The organism is Brevibacillus sp. HB1.3, from assembly GCF_013186635.1.
Classification (GTDB): domain Bacteria; phylum Bacillota; class Bacilli; order Brevibacillales; family Brevibacillaceae; genus Brevibacillus; species Brevibacillus brevis_D.
This window is the reverse complement of sequence record NZ_JABMIT010000006.1, coordinates 31165-51471: the sequence shown is the minus strand read 5'-3', so window position 1 is coordinate 51471 and position 20307 is coordinate 31165. Positions and strand designations below refer to the sequence as shown.

General features: G+C 48.3%; 15 protein-coding genes. 9 read left to right on the top strand and 6 right to left on the bottom strand.

What is annotated here, in order from left to right:
* Positions 1–83: 83 nt before the first annotated feature.
* The 3 genes from HPY31_RS15425 to HPY31_RS15415 all read left to right on the top strand — a co-directional run bounded on the left by HPY31_RS15425 (position 84) and on the right by HPY31_RS15415 (position 2497).
* Positions 84–392, top strand: a complete 309-nt coding sequence (locus tag HPY31_RS15425; protein WP_016742100.1) for a metal-sensitive transcriptional regulator — start codon at positions 84–86, stop codon at positions 390–392.
* A 117-nt stretch (positions 393–509) separates the two neighbouring features.
* Positions 510–1520, top strand: a complete 1011-nt coding sequence (gene ccpA / locus HPY31_RS15420; protein WP_015892411.1) for a catabolite control protein A — start codon at positions 510–512, stop codon at positions 1518–1520.
* Positions 1521–1564: 44 nt separating this feature from the next.
* Complete coding sequence (locus tag HPY31_RS15415) at positions 1565–2497, top strand: 5'-methylthioadenosine/adenosylhomocysteine nucleosidase (RefSeq protein ID WP_172141435.1); 933 nt, start codon at positions 1565–1567, stop codon at positions 2495–2497.
* A gap of 77 nt (positions 2498–2574) precedes the next feature.
* Here HPY31_RS15415 and HPY31_RS15410 read toward each other — a convergent pair whose 3' ends face one another.
* The 6 genes from HPY31_RS15410 to HPY31_RS15385 form a co-directional block, all read right to left on the bottom strand.
* Entirely contained in the window at positions 2575–3732 is a 1158-nt protein-coding gene (locus HPY31_RS15410) for an acetoin utilization protein AcuC (protein ID WP_172141434.1), read from the bottom strand.
* Entirely contained in the window at positions 3729–4373 is a 645-nt protein-coding gene (locus tag HPY31_RS15405; protein ID WP_172141433.1) for a CBS and ACT domain-containing protein, read from the bottom strand. The genes HPY31_RS15410 and HPY31_RS15405 overlap by 4 nt, the downstream gene beginning before the upstream one ends.
* Before the next feature lie 34 nt (positions 4374–4407).
* Complete coding sequence (locus HPY31_RS15400) at positions 4408–5040, bottom strand: hypothetical protein (RefSeq protein ID WP_047071930.1); 633 nt, start codon at positions 5038–5040, stop codon at positions 4408–4410.
* Positions 5041–5111: 71 nt separating this feature from the next.
* Positions 5112–8252 (bottom strand): penicillin-binding protein 1A, encoded by a 3141-nt coding sequence (locus HPY31_RS15395; RefSeq protein WP_172141432.1) that lies wholly within the window; start codon positions 8250–8252, stop codon positions 5112–5114.
* Positions 8253–8579: 327 nt separating this feature from the next.
* A complete protein-coding gene (gene rpsD / locus HPY31_RS15390) occupies positions 8580–9179 on the bottom strand; it encodes a 30S ribosomal protein S4 (RefSeq protein WP_016742106.1) in 600 nt (199 codons plus the stop codon).
* A gap of 292 nt (positions 9180–9471) precedes the next feature.
* Entirely contained in the window at positions 9472–11760 is a 2289-nt protein-coding gene (locus tag HPY31_RS15385) for a YcdB/YcdC domain-containing protein (RefSeq protein ID WP_172141431.1), read from the bottom strand.
* Between the two features lie 229 nt (positions 11761–11989).
* On the opposite strand from HPY31_RS15385, the gene HPY31_RS15380 reads away from it, so the two are divergent.
* The 6 genes from HPY31_RS15380 (at position 11990) to HPY31_RS15355 (ending at position 20303) form a co-directional block, all read left to right on the top strand.
* A complete protein-coding gene (locus tag HPY31_RS15380; RefSeq protein ID WP_172141430.1) occupies positions 11990–12571 on the top strand; it encodes a histidine phosphatase family protein in 582 nt (193 codons plus the stop codon).
* A gap of 38 nt (positions 12572–12609) precedes the next feature.
* Positions 12610–14850 (top strand): sensor domain-containing diguanylate cyclase, encoded by a 2241-nt coding sequence (locus tag HPY31_RS15375; protein WP_172141429.1) that lies wholly within the window; start codon positions 12610–12612, stop codon positions 14848–14850.
* A 66-nt stretch (positions 14851–14916) separates the two neighbouring features.
* Positions 14917–15915, top strand: coding sequence for an MBL fold metallo-hydrolase (locus HPY31_RS15370; RefSeq protein WP_172141428.1), 999 nt, complete (start codon positions 14917–14919; stop codon positions 15913–15915).
* Positions 15916–16040: 125 nt separating this feature from the next.
* On the top strand, positions 16041–16949 hold the full coding sequence (locus HPY31_RS15365; RefSeq protein WP_087346546.1) for a DUF6612 family protein: 909 nt from the start codon (positions 16041–16043) through the stop codon (positions 16947–16949).
* Between the two features lie 256 nt (positions 16950–17205).
* Complete coding sequence (gene refZ / locus HPY31_RS15360) at positions 17206–17808, top strand: forespore capture DNA-binding protein RefZ (RefSeq protein ID WP_172141427.1); 603 nt, start codon at positions 17206–17208, stop codon at positions 17806–17808.
* A 47-nt stretch (positions 17809–17855) separates the two neighbouring features.
* Positions 17856–20303 carry a septation ring formation regulator EzrA gene (locus tag HPY31_RS15355; protein WP_172141426.1) on the top strand — a complete coding sequence of 816 codons (2448 nt, stop codon included), beginning with the start codon at positions 17856–17858 and terminating at the stop codon, positions 20301–20303.
* Positions 20304–20307: the final 4 nt, after the last annotated feature.

Sequence of the window (20307 nt, the reverse complement as noted above, 5' to 3'; positions counted from 1 at the left end):
GAGGACCTTTCTTATTTGACGAACCATTGGCGACCAAGTAAGCTAGAATTACGTGCTGATATTGGTGAAGGAGGATAGGCCATATGGAAGACAACCATCAATGCTGCTCGACGGATCGGTCCACGGAAAGGCCGGATAAAATCAAGGCTAATCTCATCTCCCGTCTGAATCGGGTAGAGGGACAAGTTCGAGGAATTCGTGGAATGGTAGAAAAGGATGTCTACTGCGACGACATTCTCAATCAAATTGCAGCTGTGCAGTCTGCACTGAATGCGGTTGGGAAAATGCTCCTCGAAGGACATATGAAAAGCTGTGTGATGGATCGCATTCAGCAAGGCGATCATGAAGTGATTGATGAGCTATTGAAAACGATGAACAAACTCATGAAGTAACGGGTGCACAAGCCGTCAAAAACGATTGCAACGGCATACGGCTTGTCGTATCATAGGTGCATATATTTATGAAAACGCTTATGAAAACCAAAAAATAGGGAAAAGTGAGGGTGCATGATGCCGGTTACTATATACGACGTAGCAAGAGAAGCGGGGGTGTCGATGGCGACAGTTTCCCGCGTAGTCAACGGGAATCCCAACGTAAAGCCTTTGACCCGAAAAAAGGTATTGGCTGCGATTGAGCGCTTGGGATATCGACCAAATGCGGTTGCTCGTGGACTCGCCAGCAAAAAAACGACAACAGTTGGTGTCATCATCCCGGATATCTCCAGTTTGTTTTTCTCCGAATTAGCGCGGGGGATTGAAGATATCGCTACCATGTACAAATACAATATCATTCTGTGTAACTCTGACCAACGGATGGAAAAGGAATTGCAGCTCATTAATACTTTGCTCGAAAAGCAAGTGGACGGGCTTCTGTTCCTGGGGGCAGAAATCAAAGAAGATCATTTGCAGGCATTAACAAGCACGTCTGTACCGACTGTACTCGCTGCGACTCGCGATGCAGACAACGTACTCCCGTCGGTTAGCATTGACCATTTCCAAGCCGCCTATGATGCAACGGAGGCATTGGTTGCACGTGGGCACAAGCGCATTGCGATGATCGCGGGTCCTGCAAACGATCCATTGGCAGGGTTAATGCGCTATGAAGGCTATAAAAAGGCGTTGAAGGATGCGGGTATCGAGCTGGATGAAGAGCTGATTGCCACAGGCAACTATTTTTATGAATCGGGCTTGTCCACTACAAAAGGGTTCCTAGCCCTTAAAAATCCGCCGACGGCGATTTTCGCAGCGAATGACGAGATGGCTATTGGCGCGATCCACGCCATTCAAGACTCTGGCTTGAACGTGCCAGGTGATATCGAAGTCATTGGTCACGATAATATTCGCCTGGTTGAAATGGTACGTCCGCGACTGACTTCTGTCGTACAGCCCATGTATGATATTGGTGCGGTGGCGATGCGCCTGTTGACCAAGTACATGAATAACGAAAATGTCGAAGAACATGTCGTGCTGCTTCCGCATCGAATTGAGTATCGGGAGAGCACAAAACCCGAGCAAGCTTGATCGAAACGGAACGTTGGCAATTGACAGCAAGAGGGGGATGGGAAATGCGTTACGGAATTATCGGCGCGATGGATGAAGAAATCGCGCTTTACTTGGAAGCGATGCAAGAGACGACTACTGCCACCAAAGCAGGCATTACCTATTACACAGGTAAAATGGAAGGCAAGGATGTCGTGCTGTGCAAATCAGGTGTCGGCAAGGTGAATGCTGCCGTGACGACACAAATCCTCATTGATTCCTTCCAAGTGGAACGTGTCATTTTCACAGGTGTGGCAGGAGCCGTTCACCCTGAATTAAATATTGGTGACATTGTGGTTTCGACGGATTGCATTCAACATGATATCGATGTGACACCACTTGGTTTTGAGCCAGGACAAATTCCGTTTACAGAGCAATGGACCTGGCAAGCGGATGCTGGGCTGATGCAGCAAGCGATCGATGCGGGCAAGGAGCTGGAAGCTGGAGTTCAAGTAGTGAGCGGGCGTATCCTGTCTGGCGACCAGTTTGTTGCCAGTCGGGAAAAGGTTCAATGGCTGTATGAGCAATTTGCAGCACACTGCACCGAAATGGAAGGGGCATCTGTAGGACAAGTCTGTGCGATGAATGGCGTGCCGTTTGTCGTAGTTCGCTCGATGTCGGATAAAGCAGACGGCTCCGCGCATGTAAACTTCGTGGAATTTACCAAGCTGGCTTCCCAGCGCTCCTACGCGATTGTCCGTAACATGCTGACAGCTACACAAGCAGCGACAGCTGCGGGAGTGATTGTCTACTCGACGAAAAACTGTGTGGATTGTGACATGGTTAAGAATTGGTTGACAGCAAAAGGTGTTTCCTTTGAAGTGCGCGATGTCATGACGAGTCGTGCCTATCAAGAGGAAGTAGAGCGCTTTGGCTTCATGGGTGTGCCTGTAACAGTCGTAGGCGACAAAGCGGTAAAAGGCTTTGCACCGTCTGAGCTGGAAGAGCTAGTGAAATAGGGTTAGGAATAGAAAAAGCGTGCTGACCAGTACCCAAAGGTACGAGGGCAGCACGCTTTTTTTCAGTAGAGGTTTTCTTACTTCTCTGATCCAGTAGGTGCGTGCAGCATCGCACGTTCTAACGTAAGCCGATTTTTTTCCGTGATCTCTGCTCGTCGTGGGATTGTTGGGAATGGTTCGTCAAAAAGCCGAGGTGGCAAGGGTAAATCCGTCTCAGGTTGCCAGCGCTTGAGCCAGGCTTCGGGAAGAGAACCGTCCGTAAGAGGCTGGTCGCTCATCTCACTCCATACCAGTGTCCACGCCCGCGGCACCACCCGCCAAATATCGTAGCCCCCGCCGCCTACTGCAATCCAGCGACCGTCACAATATTCATGAGCGAGACGGTGAGCAAGACGAGGAATCGCTTGATAAATTTTCATCGAGCAAGACAAATGGGTGAGGGGGTCGTACGCATGAGCGTCACAACCATTTTGGGTCAGGATGACATCAGGCTTGAAGCCAGCCGCTAGCCTTGACACCAGCTCGTCATATACTTCCAGAAAAGAATCGTCTTCCGTAAAGGCATCGAGCGGAACGTTGACAGAATAACCATATCCGCTTCCATCCCCACGCTCAGACAAATTGCCTGTTCCAGGGAAGAGATACTTTCCTGTTTCGTGAATAGATACAGTCAGTACATGAGGGTCATCGTAAAACGCCCACTGTACCCCATCTCCATGATGGGCATCTGTGTCGATATACAGCACGCGCGCATTCCAGTTTTTTCGCAAATAAGCGATCGCGACGGAGCAATCATTGTAAATACAAAAGCCAGAGGCACGTCCACGAAAGGCATGGTGCAGTCCGCCGGCGGGATTGAAGGCGTGTTCGGCCTGTCCACTCATAACCGCGTCCACTGCATGTAACGTACCTCCGACGATCAGCGAGGACGCTTCATGCATGTTCGAAAAACAGGGAACGTCCTCTGTTCCCAAGCCATAACTGGCTGCCTGTGGAAGCTCGTGTTCACTATGGCCCTGATCGCGAACAAATTGGATATAGCGTGGGTCATGCACCAGGGCGAGTTCTTCATCTGTTGCTGGTCGGGGTGCCAGGATGTCTGCATCTTTCAGTATTCCGTAACTGCTCATCAGATCGTGTGTGAGGAGCAGACGACGCTGGTTGAACGGATGATCATCATGAAAATAATATTGCGTGTAGTCTGGAGAGTAGATCAGACGAGCATTTCGGCTCACTGGGGTATCCCTCCTTCCGTAGGGCCGATTACGGAAAAGCCTTTTTCAAGGAGCAATTGCGTCACGATACGCGGATCAATGGTCTGTACCCGAAAAACAAGGTTCTTTTTCGCGGGCTTTTTCCCGGGAAAGACTACGACGCTCGTGACATTTACTTGTGCATCGCGAAAGACTTGACTGACTTCTGCCAGCATGCCGACGCGGTCGTCTACTTCTACTTCGATATGGGAGCTAGGTTTGTTAACGCCGAACAGTTCAATCAGGCTAGAGAAAAGATCCGATTCCGTAATCAATCCTACGAGTCGATTTCCTTCGACGATGGGTAGGGAGCCGATTTTGTGCTCGTATAGTTGGAGGGCTGCGTCTTCGATGAAATCCAGTGGGTGGGCAGTGATGACTTGTTGATTCATGATATTGGCTACAGGCTTGTGCAGGACGGTGTCGTCATCGTCATGTGTCAGCAGACGAGAGGGGAGAGCGTCTCGCAGATCACGGTCTGAGACAATGCCTACGAGTGAGTCGTTTTCAATGACAGGTAAATGCCTGATTCTGTTTGCACGGAGGAGAAGAAGCGCTTCTCCGATTGTAGTGGATGGCTGGATCGTAACCATTTTTTTTCGCATAATCTCTTCAATACGCATAAGAGTGACCTCCTGGAATCAAAAGGCATCCAAACTAGTAAAGAAAACGATTTTGAAACCGCATAGCATCAAAAGCAACGACTGTTTCTGGGGGTACACGCTTGCCGATTTTGGCCATGAGACAGTTGGCGGGATGTGAGCATATTTCCGGGTCGTCAGTCGCCATCCAGCTCAGGCCTGCGCTGCCCATGACCTTTTCCATGACCTTTCTGTATTGCCATACATCGAGTCCTGTTCCTTTCAGGTCCCAATGCCAATAATACTCCGTTGTAATAATGACGTAGTCTTCCATGGCGTCATCCAGGAAGGCGACTTCCAGCAGCTTTTTGCCTACGCCACCCGCTCTCACTTTATGACTGATTTCAATCGCGCCCAGCTCCAGCAAATCGGGCAGTTGCGCTTGTGACCACCGCTCCAGTGGATCGGGGTGTAGAAAGGTCACGTAGCCGAGGACAAGGTCTCCTTCGCGTGCAATGATAATGCGCCCTTCTGGCAAATCAGCGATTTCGATGAGAGCTTCATGCTGTTGTTCAGGGATACGAAAAGCTTTCAATCCCTCATCAAAACGTAATGAGGCCAGATAACTTCCTGTAATCGGTCCTTCGACGAGCAGCTCCTTGTTGTTCACCATTAGGCTCAATGAATGATAGCGTTTGACGTGCTCCATCAGTTCCCCCCCTTACGATTGTAGAAAAACAGAGATGGCGTCTAACCATCTCTGTCAGTTGTCATTCCAGTTTATTCTGAGGTGTTGGCAGTTACGATGTTAGAATGTGGCGATTCTCCGTAACTGTTGACTGCGGTAATGTAATAGTTGCTGCCATTCGGTACTTCTGCTGCGTGAGTAAAGCTTGTACTAGAGACTGTACCGAGTAGCAAATAGCCGCTTGCTGAGTCTGGGCTAAAATACACGTTGTACATCTGCTCAGACGAGCTGCTTCCTTTCCACTTTAGCTGCCAACCGTTAGGCGTATTTTTGATAGACAAGGATTTCGGAGCAGCAGGTGGTGAAGCAGAATCTGTGTTTGTATTCGTGCCTCCTGATCCATCTGTTGGGTCCGTCGCAGTTCCGCCTGGATCTGTTTGGCCATTCCCGTTATTGTCCATCGGATTCGGGATGCCTGTTTCCGCACCCTGATTTGGATCAGGCAATTGCCATGTCTGCGTTGAACCGACAGAAGCGATTGCGGAAGGCTGGGATTCATGGCCAGCGATATCTACAGAAGTGACATAATAGCCTAAATCCCGATGATTGGCAGTCGTATCGGCAAAAGTCAATTCCGATGGATCTTTCACAGTCGCTACTTTGACAAAGCCGTTCTGCATATCAGCGCGGTAGATGCGATAACCGACCAAGTCAGCTTCTTTGGCTGATTGCCAGGAAAGCGTGATTTGCTTGCCTGAGCCTGTAGCTGTTACTCCACTTGGCGAAGATGGCGCTCCTCCTGCCTCTGTGCGAGGATCTTCTTTGTCAGGAAGGCGCTGCTCCCAATCTGGTGGTTGGGTGGAGACCCTACTGTTTTTCGCTTGAATTTGCTCCTTGGTAGGAAGTGGATCAGGTGAGCGATAGAAGACGCCTTCGGTAACAAAATCCTCAGGTGTTCCTTCCTTCGCCAAATATCGTTCGCCATTATACGTAATAACGCGTGCTTTTTGGTGGGTATCGTCCACCTTCTTCGGAACGAACTTGCTGTTGAATATATCAGTGATCAAATGGCCAGCTTCTTTTGATAGCTCACTTGGCAAAAGACCTGATTTCGAGTCAACAGTCGCGCTGACAATTCCCGCCGGCTTTTTAAAGCTGGAGTCAGGAGGTGAAAGGTTCGGATGCTTTGCTATGACGTCCTTCATGACCTTACCCCATACGACCATCGGAACATATTTGTCTGCGTCTGGCATTGGATATGGCTCGTCAAAGCCAACCCATACCCCCATGGACAGCTCTGGCGTGTAACCGACGAAATAGAGGTCGTTGCTGTTGTTCGTTGTTCCGGTTTTACCTGCCACATCGACTTTGCGCGGCACGTATTTACGGATGTGTGTACCTGTACCGTTATTGACAACGGAACGCATCATATCAGTGATCAAGTATGCTGTTTGCTCGCTGTACACTTGCACTGGTTTAGTCTCATGGCGGTAAATTACTTTTCCGGTGCTATCTTCAATTCGGTCAATCAGATAGGCATCCACGAAAGAACCATGATTTGCGAATGTCCCATAGGCGTTTGTAATTTCCTCAACAGTTGTTCCGTAGGTAAGACCGCCAATTACACCAGTTGCTGCATAGTTGTCTGCATCTACCAATGTAGTAATTCCCATTTTCTTTACGTATTCGAGAGCCGTTGGAATGCCAACTTTCAAATACGTCTTGATCGCCGGAATGTTCCAGGACATCCGCAACGCTTCGCGGGCACTCATCATCCCTTGCCATTTGTTGTTCCAGTTCTTTGGTAAATGGTAACCGTTCTGGCCGTCAGCGAGTAGCACCGGAGCGTCATCGATTGGAGACGCTGGCTGGAGCAATCCCAGTTCAAAAGCAGGAGCATAAGCGGCAAGTGGCTTCATGGCAGAACCTGGCTGACGAGGTACAGTGGCGTGGTTTGTCTGTTCCACCGTGAAGTCCCGTCCCCCGATCATGCCGAGGATGGCTCCTGTTTTGTTGTGAATCAGCATTGCGCCGACTTCTTCCAGAGCATTTTCGATTTTTTCTGTTTTGCCGTTAGAGCGACGAATCGTATAGGTACGATTCTTACCGAAGTTTTTCGGGTCGGTTGCAACAGCCTGCATGATGTCATATACGCTCTTGTCGATCGTGGTATGTATCTTGTACCCTTTTCGCAGTATGTCGCGACGTTTCTCTTCAACCAGCTGTCGGTATTCGTTGCGGCCGATGGTTGATTTGTCGCGTCCTTTTTCCAAGAGGTCTGCATCCACAAGTTGACGTGCGGCACGATCTTCAATTTCCATCATCAAGAAAGGTACTTCTCGATAAGCTTGCTGCGTCGGCTTTGCTAGCTGTGCCTTCAAATCACCGGCGATAGCTCCATCGTATTGAGTTTGTGTGATGTAGCCATTTTCCAGCATGCGATCCAGCACCATTTTTTGGCGTTCCTTCCCGCGCTGATAGCTTTCTGCACGGAATGGAGAGTAGGCACCTGGGTTTTGAATCATACCCGCAAGATAGGAGCCCTCAGCAAGCCCGAGCTCTTTTACATCTTTGCCAAAAATCCCTTTCGCGGCAGCCTGAACACCGTATACGTTTGATCCGTTGGCGTTTTTTCCAAAGTAAATTTCATTCATGTAGGCTTCCAGAATCTGATCTTTGGAAAACATCCGCTCGATTCGAATCGCGGTAAAGATTTCACGTGCCTTACGGGTGTGGCTAACTTCAGCAGAAAGGATTGTATTTTTTACAAGCTGCTGTGTAATCGTACTACCACCTGTTACGACAGGCTGGTTGGTAATTTCCTGAATGGCTCCGCGCATGGTAGATTGAAGCGAAACTCCGGAGTGGTGATAGTAGGTTTTGTCTTCCGTTGCGATGATGGCATTCATTAAATAGGGAGAAACGTCTGCTTTCTTCACTAAACGTCGATCGCCTTCTTCCGCCCGCAATTGGCCGATCAGAGAGCCGTCGTTGTAGTAGGCGAATCCAGTCAGATAGTTGGTGAAGATTTTATTCTCCAGTTCCTCCTTGCTGCGCACAGGCTCGTCCTTCACGAGTGCGGCAACATAACCTGTCACGATTCCTCCCGCGACTGCAGCACCCATTAGCCCTAGCACGAAGACGATTTGGAAGATGATCCAGAACGTTTTACCGCGGCTTCTGCGTCGCTTTTTCTTCGTCGGTTCAGAGGAAGATGTGTGGTTATTCGACATAATCTACGACCCCCTAGCATACCCCCTGATTATACCATACGAGGAACCTAGAGGATAGAAAATGCGTAGGAGATAGCAAAATGTGTCAAAAATCGTTGAATGCTGTCAACGACATGTGATTGATTGCGTTTTACAGACATTGTTAAGCTTGCAGAGTGGGATCAGAAAATAGATTTCAGAGGAGGAGACAAATGAACATAAGGAGCTTTGTGGAATGACAATCTTATCCTGCGAAATTATTCGCGGGCGAAAGCGTGGCAAGCAAATACATAAAAAAAGAGCAGGCCGACAAGCGGCACTACTCTTTTTCTTTTTATCCTCAGACGATTAACGGCTGTAGAACTCAACGATCAGAACTTCGTTGATTTCAGCTGGCATTTCTTCACGGTCTGGCAGACGAGTGAAGGTACCTTCAGCAGCAGCATCGTTGAATGTAACGTAGTTCGGCAGGAAAGTGCGGCTTTCCAGAGCGTCCTTGATCAGTTGCAGACCACGGGACTTTTCACGAATGGAGATTACATCACCCGGTTGTACGCGGTAGGATGGGATGTTTACTTTTTTGCCGTTTACCAGGAAGTGACCATGGTTTACCAACTGACGAGCAGCTGGGCGAGTTGGAGCAAAGCCCATACGGTATACCAGGTTGTCCAGGCGGGATTCCAGCAATTTCATGAAGTTTTCGCCCACTACGCCAGCCATTTTGCTAGCATTGTCGAAAGTGCGGCGGAATTGTTTTTCGTTAAGGCCAAACATGTGGCGCAGTTTTTGCTTTTCTTGCAACTGGATTCCGTACTCGCTCAGTTTACGACGGTTGTTGTGACCGTGTTGACCTGGAGGGAAGTTGCGTTTGATGTCTTTTCCTGTACCATCGAGGGAAATACCCAGACGGCGAGCCAGTTTGTGGCGAGGTCCTGTGTAACGTGACATGTTTTCATTCTCCTTTAATATGGATTCGCAGGTGTTTACTTCCGGCAGGTTAGTTCCTACTTTATCTACACGAACTTCGGACGGTAGCGTTTCCGCATCGTGCTCCTCACAGATGGTCAGCCGCAGTCTGTAAAGGGAGGGAACTAAGAGGGTACATCCTTCCGTTTTTACCTACAATCAATGCTACCCTGTACACATACATTCAATAATACTAGGCGCGATACAGTAAAGTCAAGGGAAAAGAAGCGCGCCATCCGCCGCAAGAAGTGGGATGGATGGCGCTTTTTGGGTTTTATTTTCGCAACAAAGTAACCGGACCGTCTTGCGTATCCCGTTTTTCGAGGAAACGGGTAAAGGTAATGGCTGCATCGGCTCGAGGGACGAGACTTTGCGGCTGGAATTTCTGCTTATCGGTCGGCACAATACCGAGGGTAGTCGCGATAACGATTGAACCGCGGTACTTGGAAGTGGCAATGTCTGAGAGCTCGGACTGGAACATGCCAGGGAAGTCCGTCAGTTTTTTGTAACCGAGTGCACGAACAATCATATCAGCGAGCTCTTCGCGCGTAATCGTCTCATTTGGGTTCAGCTTGGAAGCATTTTTATCGAGAAGTCCGCGATCAACAGCACCTTCTACGGCTGAGAAGAAGCGTGAACCATTTGCCACATCGCTGTAGGTGGCCTTTCGTTCCAAAGAGTACTGTGGATAGTGTCTGCCTTGGTTGAGACTGATCATGAGCATCTCAATCATTTCACCACGTGTGATCGGTTTTTGCGGCATAATATTACCGTTTTCAAGTGTTAGTGCGTCGTACTCATACATCAGCGAGAGTTCCTTCTCTGCTGGATGCCCCTTCAAATCGGCAGGAGCGGGACGATGCAGCACAAGTGTTTTACCAGTAGCGCTGGAGCTCCACTCGCCTGTTACAGCGTCCAGGTAATACGGCTGCTCAAATGGCGTCATTGTCGCCCGATAAACGATCTTGGCGGTTCGTTTCGGTGTGTAGGATGGCTGCTCTTTTACGCGTTTGGCATCCTCAGGAGTAAGAGGGATGAGGGCGTATACTGCCTCCGCTTTTGTCTCGGTCCACCACTTCTCGCTCGCTTCGGCAGCAGGCAGGTGCTTGGGAACTTGTGTCGGGTATGTCTCGCTGCCCAATTCAGTACTGTAACTCATTAGCTCCCCCGTTTCTGTGTCAAACGTGAAGAAGGCAGAGCCGCTAGCTGCTGCTATTCCATTGATAAAACGCTCAAATCGGATCTGCGTCCGCTCGGAATCAACGGGTTGGTTTTGGATTTCCTCTTCAAAACGCTCTGTCCAGTAAAGCTGGTGGGCCATGGTTGGCGCCAATTCGCGTATCGTTTCCATTGCTTTTGCCTTGAATTTTTCCATGTCTGGTTTTTTAGAAGCGTTTGTTTTTTCTCTATGGCTGCGGAAGTCTTTGTTCAATCGGTAGATGTCCCCGGTTACAGCATCCACAGAAACATACGCAAATCCTTCTTCGCTGTTGCCTTTTTCGCCGAATTCGAGATCCCAGACAGGACGATTGCCACGGTAGTCTTTTTCATTGTAATTGGCAGAACGAAGCTCGTAGTTGGATAGCTTCAACGCTTTCGATGCCCATTGTACAGCTTCCTCTTGGGAGAGTGGTTGTCCGCTGCGGCGTGCAGGAAGGACTTTGCTGCTTACAGGCTCAGGATCTTTCGTTGGTTGATATGGGGTCAACGATTGTGTCAATGCTTTGCCAGTCTCCGCATCAATGTAGAAGGTGAAGGGATTCATATACCCGAGAGATGGCTTGTTATTTTGTGTCTCCATCTGCTCCCACGGCAGCAGGTAAACTGGTTTTGGATTCGCTTGTTCTTTAAACAGTTTCTCGGCTTCTTCTTCTGAGATTTTCGTATCCGCATCCTCGAAAGTCACGTCGTTCCAGGACAGGGAATAGTTGGTCACTTTGCCGGAAGCATCTACAGTGATTTCCGCGCCGTTGTCGGGAAAGAGAATGCCGTCCACGTCACGAATAAAGCGGAAATTATAGTAGACTGCCGAGTCTAGCGGAGTTTTTGGCTCTGGCATGTCGCGCGTATACAGTCTTGTTTCCGCTGCTTTTCCTGCATTGTTTTTCTCCAAAAAGCGCTTCGCCTGCTCCTGTGCCTCCGAATAGGAAATTCGCTTTGCATAGGGAAGCGAGGATGCTTCCTGCTCATGACGCGAATAGGAAGTCAGCTCACCTGTATTGGCGTGGATACTGACGCTATAAGATAGAAGGACTTTGCCGTTTTCTGGATCTTTCTTCACCCAACTAAACGACCATTCTGGAAATGAGCGCCAGCTATCCGCTGAACGGAATGATACATTTTGAACCGTCATCCCGGCGGTAGGCACTATTTTTGTAGCGAGTGTCAAGGCCGCTTCCTTGGAGAGTTTTGCTTTGGCTTGTGCCACGGAGTCTGCTTTTGAAACAGTAGTCGCCATTTTACTGGTACTCACATGAGGTGATTGTGCATGCGCTTGTGTGACAGGCAGCAACAGACTGGCAGATAGAACAAATGAGCTAGACCGAATGATCCACGGTTTCATAGGAACCCCTCCAACGATGTCATATTCTTCTTATCACCTCTGACGAGGGGAAGTGAAGGTTCGTTTCAGTTCAAACCCACGAAAAATAGTCCTGGGTATTTGCAGAAAGGAATGAAATATAGGAATTTTGTACCAAATGTTTTTTTATCAATCTAGAATTGTGAACATGCATCTTATATAATAAGAAATACTATCCAAAGAATACTGAACGGTAAGGAGATAAATCGTTTTGGAAACCATCATGTATCTCATTCGTCATGGAGAGACGGAGTGGAATCAGATTCGTCGTATACAAGGCCACAGTGACATCGCGTTGAACGAGCTCGGGGTACGCCAAGCCGAGCAAGTAGCAGACAGGTTGCGAGGCGAGAAGATTCACGCTTTTTATTCGAGTGATCTTAGTCGCGCGCGCGATACGGCTGCCAAGATTGCTGGTAACTTCCAATCCTCTGTTTCTACGCGGACAACCTTGCGGGAGCGCTGCTATGGGGAGTGGGAGGGGCTCACCTATGAAGAAATACGTGAGCGATTTGAGAATCAGGATGAAGCCTCCTGTGGAATTGAGACATTCGAAGACATGCAGCGTCGAGCTGTTGCTGCCATGACAGAAATAGCAGGGAGCCATCCAGGTGAGGCGATTGTCGTTGTCTCGCATGGCGGTCTCATTAATAGCTTCTTGCATTATGTGACGGTAGGAGAACAAGGAACGGGGATTACGCGGATCGATAATACCGGTATTACCATATTTCGGTATGTAGATCGCAGGTGGGAACTTCTAACCGTTAATGATACAGACCATTTGAAAGCTTGAGAAAATGCTGAGAGAGGGAGTTTCTCGTGTCAAGTAAAATGTTGGGGAAGTTAGAGACAGTCTTTTCCTACACGGCCCATTTTATCTTACAATCTTGGCCGGAAAAGCGCCCAGGCATCCTTTTCTTGACAGATTCCGGGGGCCGTGTAATCAACTTCATGGAAATGCAGGTTGGTCCATCCCGGAATTCTCAAGGGCTTACCCTGCAACACGATGTATCGATAGGCAAAGTCTTTGATTTTATTGGAGAGGCACTTTCCTCCAAAGAGATCGTAGTCAAAACGAGCAGTGAAACGAACAATGTGTGTGGAGCCTTTCCTTTGTGTGAAGAAGATGGAAGGGTTCGAGCTGTCATAGGCATGTTAGTGCCCCAAGACCAAATTCATTTCGATTTGCCATCCTACATGCGCGGGTTAGAGCCGTTGATTCGCATGGGATATGATGCTTATATTCAACACGTAACAAGCCAGATTGTCATGGATTTGACGTTGCATGATACGACCAAAGAGCTGCTGCAAAGCTTGACGAGTCAGATTAGTGACATTATCCAAAAAGGCTATTGTTCCGCCGTGAAGCTCGCGGACAACGCCACGTTGATTCCGCAGGAGAGCGTAACAACGCAGGAGGTCGAAGGTGGACAAACCCACATCGCCCAACTGGTTTCGAGATTCGGTACGACGCAAATCATGCCTTCCATTTTAGATGACCACAGGCTTGTCGTCGTTCCAGTCTCCTTGAATCAAACTCCGCTCTACGCATTGTTTTTGCATCTGCCACCCGAAGAGACGGATTGCGTGTACGACGAACGGGATGTGGCTTTTTTGCAGGAAATAGGCGCGAAGGCAAGCTGTGCGCTTTGGCGTTCGATCATGTCGGACGACCTGCGTCGTGAAGCGAGCAAAAAAGACTTATTGTATCAGTTGATGTCAAAAATTCAGGCATCGATTGATGTGAACGATGTCTTGCATGAAATCGTGACGAGCATTCCCAGCCTTTATCCGTACTTGTCGGCAGAGCTTTTCCTGACGGTTGAACCCAATGCAACCACCCCGGTCAAACAGCTTTCTTTTCAAGAAGTAGAGCCGTCTACCAGTACCAAGGCCTATTTAGAAGGGCGTCTCATTGCCGAAGAAGTGGGAGAAGGGGAGCAGCAGGTGACGGTGATCGCAGCGCCACTCTTGGGCAAGCAAGGCATCTACGGGGTTTTGCAAGTGACGTCCGATCAACGAATTACCTTGAATCAGCATGAAAAGAACTACATCTCGATCTTGGCGGATACGGCTGGCACTGCGTTTGAAAACGCACAGCTCTATCAGCAATCGCGCAATTTAATTCGAGAATTGCGTTTGATTAATGAGATGGCACGCCAGTTGAACAGAAGTCTTGATTTAAAGGAAATTCTCGATTTTGTTACGACGATGATGCGGGCTACCTTTGATGCGGAGTTTTGTGCCATTTTGCGAAAATCCCCGGGAGAAGATTGCTTCCATGTGCTCTCTTCCTCCATACCAGCGTTCAATGGCAAGGTTATCGATTCGAAAGAAAAGCCATTTCAGCAAATCTTGCAAAACAAGCAGGCATTGTTGCTGGCTCAGCCAGGGGCAGGACCGCTCCCTTTTTCGCTCTTTTCGTGCTGTTCCTTCATGGGGGTTCCGCTCGTTGTCGAGGGTGAGATTAGTGGAGTCCTGTTAGTCGCAGATTCCCGTTATCATTTTTTTAGTTTTGACGACTACAAACTCCTCGAAATATTTGGTCAGCACGCGAGCTTGGCAATGACCAACGCCGTCCTGCATAATGAAATGGAGCGTATGGTCATTACGGATAATTTGACAGGTCTGTACACGAGAAGACATTTGAATGAACGAGTAAGAGGATCCTTACAAAAAGACAACTATGGCTCGTTGATCTTGATTGATATTGATTATTTTAAAACCGTGAATGATACATTTGGCCATCAGGTAGGGGACGAGGTGCTGATTCAGGTCTCCAATCTGATTCGACATAGCATTCGAGACAGTGATATCGCAGCAAGATGGGGCGGAGAGGAACTCGCTGTTTATTTGCCTCGTGTGGACAAAAACACCGCGCATTCTGTCGCAGAGCGCATACGGGAATGCGTCGAGCAGGAGACGTCTCCACAGGTCACGATCTCGTGTGGACTAGCGAAATGGAGCAGAGAGATGGATGTAAACCTGAGTGTAGAAGCGTTGTTCCATCAAGCAGATATTGCTCTGTATGAAGCCAAAAATTCTGGTAGAAATCAAGTTGTTCTCGCCTAGAGCCAAAACAATGGCTCTTTTCTCTTTTCGGAAAAAAAGGCAATTAACTTGAGAGGTAGATAAAAAATGACAATGAACGATGGCAAGCAAAGGATCGCGACGCTGGTAGCACCTGATATTTATTGTCTGGAGATACCTACACCTTTTGATGTAGGGGCAGTAAACGTTTACTTGCTAAAAGGGGAGCGCTTGACCTTAGTTGATGTGGGTCCATCGACAGATGATGCGTGGGCGGCCTTAACAAACGGCTTAGAATCAATTGAGGTGAGCGTGCAGGATATCGAGCAAGTCATACTGACGCATCATCATGTGGATCATTGCGGGCAGTTAGAAAAAGTGCGGGAGTTATCGGGAGCGAAGACATTTGCCCATCCGCAGGCAACGCCGTATGTACAGCAGGATGAGCAGTTTATGACTTTTCATGATCAGTTTTTCGAAGAGCTGTACATCCAGAGCGGTGTACCAGAAAAAAAGATGGTCATTATCTCGAAATTCCACAAGCTGATGAAGACGTTTTCTGCGCCAAGCCAGATTGATTTTCATCTTAAGCATGAGCAAAAAATACCATACTTGGAGGACTGGCAGGTACTGTACACGCCGGGACACAGCCAAAGCCATCTGTCATTGTATCGGGCAAAGGATCAAGTCATGATTGGTGGAGACCATATCATCAAGCGAATTTCATCCAATGCGTTTATTGAGCCACCCCGGAATCGCACGAGTACAAGACCACTGACTTTGATTCAATACCGCACAGCGCTGCAAATGTGTGCGGACATGGAGATCAAACAAGTCTTGAGTGGACACGGTGAACCGGTTTACAACCATCGAGAGCTCATACTCGCTCGGTTGCAAAAGAACTGGGAGAGAACAGACACGCTCCGCAGGCTTCTTGCAGATGGCGAAAAGACAGCTTTTGAACTGAATGCTCTCTTATTTCCAGGCTTGTACCAAAAAGAATTGCCATTGACGTTATCCGAGACATTGGGACATATTGATTTGTTGATGATTCTCCATCAGATTGAAGTGAGAGAGCAGGATCGAGTCTTGTATTACCACCTGTAAAACCTGATTATGCAAGAGAGGCTTGCAAGTAGAATAAGCCTATTCCTCCCCGGAAACGCTAAAAGGGACTATTACCCTGGGCCCCTACATAAGGCTACCAGGGTAGCCGAGGGAGGGTAGCATCTATGCAGAAGTATTGGCCCATTTGCGTGATGGCTCTAGTGTGTACTGTTGTTGTAGGTGGCTGTAATCAAATGCGTGTGAAGCAGGATGCGAATACAACGTTTGAGCAGGTTCGGGACAAGTTCGATGCGCAGAAATCGTATGCGTTCTACGGGCAAACCAAGCTGCTGACGGCAAACAGTGCCAATGCGAACATGGTTAACTTTTCGGGCAGAAAAGACGGAGAGGCTGTTTACATGAACGTGAAGCTCTCTGTACCAGAGGAAAACAGAGTGGACGACTTATCCTTGCTCAGCCATGGAGACAAGCTGTATACCAAGGATGGACAAAACGAAGGCTGGAACCATGTCGCAGGGGACAGCCCGGCCCTGCATCAAGAAATGAACAACTGGAACCCCGTCGCTTCGTTTCAGCAAATCGACGATATGAAACGAAACGTCCGGATGCTGCCTGATGAGAATCCAAAGGACGATTTTGAAGCGCTTGGAGTTGTATTGGATTCTGCCAAACTAAAAAGCTGGCTTGTTGCTCAAATGCAAGAACAAACAAAGTCGGGAGCAAAAGTCCAATCGATAGCCGGGCGAGAGAAACCCTACATACCGAAGCTAAAGCTAGCGATGTCACTCTCAGAAGGAAATTGGAGAGGGGCGCCTGCCCATCATTCTGGACCCACGATTCAGTCCAAAAAAAAGGTGGACGTAAATGAGCTCGTGAACCAGATGGAAGTGGAGGCAGAGTACACGATTCACTACAACAAAAAAACGATGCTCCCCACGAACATGACGATGTCCATTCGATCTGCGTACGATTTGAACGATCAGCGTGTAAAAGAGCATACGCAAGTAGAAACGTATTTGCAGCAATACGGAACAGTAGCCCCCATCACAGTTCCAGAGGAAAAAAGCAAATAGGGAGTAAGAGTAATCAAGTGAGACGTTCCTCTTGCAAAAAAGACAGGAGCGTCTTTTTTTTGTCAGGGAAAATTGAGTAAATGAGGTAACGTCCTGGATGCTTTTTACGTACTTCTTATGTGGAAGAAAATCTATGCGGTAGCGGTATTTTTCGATGGAATCAGCATGATGAGAAGGAATCATGGAAAACATTGTCGAACTTACAACAAGACTATCTTTTTTCGTCGAATAATCTGTACAATGGGAAAGATGCCTGATGGATCAGACGAAAATGCGTATTTTATCCGCAGCAGCGAAGCTTTTTGATGTTCATGGCTACAAAGGAACCTCCGTAAGACAAATTGCCTCTGTTGCTCAAGTAAATTCCGCGCTGATTTCCTATCACTTTGAAGGGAAGCAAGGAGTCCTGGAGACGCTGATTGCTTCTTACTTTGAGACGTTGTTTCGCCTTTTGGAAGAACTGGAAAACGAGCAGGAAAACATCCCTGCCTATCAACGATTGGAACAAGTTGTGCAGCTATATTTGCAATTTCAATGTGAGCATGCGCCTATCACGCGGTTGATTCACCGTGAGCTGAGCGTAGAATCCATGCTTGCTCGTGAAGTGATGACGCTATATATGAGCCGATGGAAGCACGGGCTCTCAAGTGTGATCGAGGGCGGTGTCGTCTCGGGTGAGTTTTTGCCCGTCTCTATTGATCGTACAGTACTGGCTATGACGAGTCAGATGATATATCCATTTTTGCAACCACAAATGGTTCGCCAGGTCTATGATCTGGAGCCATCTTCCGAGGAGTTCGTCCAATGGCTGCAAACCTCGATTATGTGTTATCTGCGAGGTTCTTTGCTGCCTGCTTAGGCGTGGCCTCTCCCAATGAATGATTCTAGTAAGGGGATGTATGACAAGTGAAACGAAAACTATTCATGCTCTGTTTGGCAGGCATGTTGTTATATACGAATCCGGCTTATGCAACACCGTTTCCAGATAAAAAAGATGAAGTTGTTCAGGACGCTGACAACTATTTGAAAAAAGAAGACAGAACCGCCTTTGCCAATTCATTGAACGGACTACCGGGCAGCTACAAAGTCGTGATAGTGGAAAGCACCGCACCAGAAGCTGACTCTCCAGATATGTACGCGCAAAAGCTGTTTGACAATTACAATTTGGCCGATGATGCACTCATGATCGTACTTGACATGAACACCGAGCAGCTGGGGATTTATGCCGGTCCTTCTTTGCAGGAAAAAGGTGCAACGATGACATTACTGCATGAAAAGATCGCGTCTTTTTATGATGCATTTCGCACACAAAAGCAGTATTTGACCGGTATACAAACGGTAATCGCGGAAGTAAACAGGGAGCTAAGCCGCATTGAAAGCAAGCAAGCAACAGCAATACCGAACGTGACCGACGCTAGTAAGGCGCCTGAGAGCGAAAGCAGTAGTTCACTCGGAGGTATTCCGTGGTGGATTTATCTGGTTGGGGCGGTATTTGCCGGGTTATCGATCGGCTTGATTTACGCGATGATCAGACGCCGTGCTATTTTTGCCCAAGTAGATGATGTAGAGGATTGGAAGGAAGAGCTCGTTGAGAAGATCAATGTCATCGAGGTGGAAAAACCGCTTCGCCGTTCCAGCGGCATGACAGAAGTACGTTACCACCACTTGGCAGACAAAAAAGAAAATCTGTTGCGCATTCGCATCCCTGATGTGGAAATGATGATTCTCGATGCGGAAGAGGCTTGTGATCGTTTCCGTTTTACGTTGGCACTTGGCATGTTGAATGAGGCGAGAGAGGCCATTACAAAAATTGAGGATGAGCTGGATGAGCTAAAAACAGACACATCCAAAGTGGCAGTTACCAAGCAAGAAAATAAGGTTGTTGTTCCTGAGATCGGAAAGCAAGTGGAGCAGATGGAACGACGTTTGTCCGATTTGCGTCTGGAGTACGGATTGTCTTTCCATGAATTGAAAGCATCGCTGGATGAAGTAGAAACGATGCGAAAACTCGTGAAAACTGCGCGGGCAGCAGGGGACGACATTGCCGCCTACGAAACCACACAAAAAGCTCAGCAAGTATTGGAGCAGGTAGGACAAGCAATGGAGCTTATTCCAAAGCTTGTGCAACGCGTGAAAAAAGAATTGCCAGAAGAATTCAAGCATCTGGAAGAAGGAATTGAGCAGGCCGTTCGTGACGGCTTTGATTTAAAACAGGATTCCTTGGACAATGCCCTCTTGCAGGCGAAGCAATTGGTCATGTCCGCGAAGAGCGCTTTGGAGGAGGGCAGCCTGGAAATGGTGTTGACCCATGTCAAAGCGTTCGAAGTGCTCATTGATGCGACGTATCAAGCAATAGAAGATGGCGTTCTTGCACGTGATGAAGCTGCAGCGACGGTGTATGCAGAAGTTGAATTGGAACCGCAAGCAGAAATGAATCAAGGTAGAGATGAAACAGAATTTGTGCAGGAAGAAAAGAGAGTAGGAGAGGTGGAACAGGATGATTCGCCGAAGCAAGTAGCTGCGACATCCGCGCCTGTGGAGCCTGAGCTTCGTACTCCGGAGCCGACTTTAGCTAGCGAGATCGAGCATTCTGCCAGCGAAGAAAATCCTGTGAAGCCGACTCTTGTCCAGCAGCCGAACGTGGAAGAAGAGCGAGCGGTGCGAGGAAAGTCCTCAGAGCTGAGTGAAGCTGAACGTTCCGTGTTGTTGCAAGCAATTCCCCAGCTTTTCAACAAAAAAGCACAAAAGCCGGCTCTAGCAGTCAAAGCTGAGGAACCTGTGTACGAAGAAGAAGAGTACGAGTTGGTCATGCCGAAGAATCAGCCTGAACAGGAAGAGATGATTCCGGAAGAAGAAGAGCAAGCGTATTTGGTTATCGAAACGGAAGACGATGCGCTGGATGAACTAGAACGTATTTCTAACACATTAGTCCGCCTTCGTCAGCAAATCAAGCGTAGCTACTTGCCGGGCATTCCGGATCAATTAAAATACATGTTTGAAGAAGTCGTGCTAACGTTGGGCCGCGTGCAAACGATCATGGAACAGTACCGCTATGATCTGGAAGAGGTCGCCATGCTGGTCCAGGATGCGAGTGATTTGGTCGGCGAAACAGAGCGGATGGCAGAACGCATTATCACAACTTGCCAGATGGCAGAGGGTGCCATTCAGTATACAAACCGTTATCGCCGTCAAAATCGTCAGGTCAATGAGTTGTTGACGAAGGCAGAGATATCATTTCGACAACTAGCTTTTGCAGAAGCCTATCAGCTTGCCGAGGAGGCACGGCTGGTAATCGAAGGCGCACCAGCCGAAGATGACAACGGTTGGCTTCTCCGTCGTAAGAAAAAGGGTTGAGCCA

Coding starts and splice junctions, on each gene's coding strand:
- HPY31_RS15365 (WP_087346546.1), top strand. CDS start 16,041: ATGCAGAAGTATTGGCCCATTTGCGTGATGGCTCTAGTGTGTACTGTT.
- HPY31_RS15405 (WP_172141433.1), bottom strand. CDS start 4,373: ATGCGTATTGAAGAGATTATGCGAAAAAAAATGGTTACGATCCAGCCA.
- ccpA (WP_015892411.1), top strand. CDS start 510: ATGCCGGTTACTATATACGACGTAGCAAGAGAAGCGGGGGTGTCGATG.
- HPY31_RS15415 (WP_172141435.1), top strand. CDS start 1,565: ATGCGTTACGGAATTATCGGCGCGATGGATGAAGAAATCGCGCTTTAC.
- HPY31_RS15385 (WP_172141431.1), bottom strand. CDS start 11,760: ATGAAACCGTGGATCATTCGGTCTAGCTCATTTGTTCTATCTGCCAGT.
- HPY31_RS15395 (WP_172141432.1), bottom strand. CDS start 8,252: ATGTCGAATAACCACACATCTTCCTCTGAACCGACGAAGAAAAAGCGA.
- rpsD (WP_016742106.1), bottom strand. CDS start 9,179: ATGTCACGTTACACAGGACCTCGCCACAAACTGGCTCGCCGTCTGGGT.
- HPY31_RS15375 (WP_172141429.1), top strand. CDS start 12,610: ATGTTGGGGAAGTTAGAGACAGTCTTTTCCTACACGGCCCATTTTATC.
- HPY31_RS15370 (WP_172141428.1), top strand. CDS start 14,917: ATGACAATGAACGATGGCAAGCAAAGGATCGCGACGCTGGTAGCACCT.
- HPY31_RS15400 (WP_047071930.1), bottom strand. CDS start 5,040: ATGGAGCACGTCAAACGCTATCATTCATTGAGCCTAATGGTGAACAAC.
- HPY31_RS15425 (WP_016742100.1), top strand. CDS start 84: ATGGAAGACAACCATCAATGCTGCTCGACGGATCGGTCCACGGAAAGG.
- refZ (WP_172141427.1), top strand. CDS start 17,206: ATGGATCAGACGAAAATGCGTATTTTATCCGCAGCAGCGAAGCTTTTT.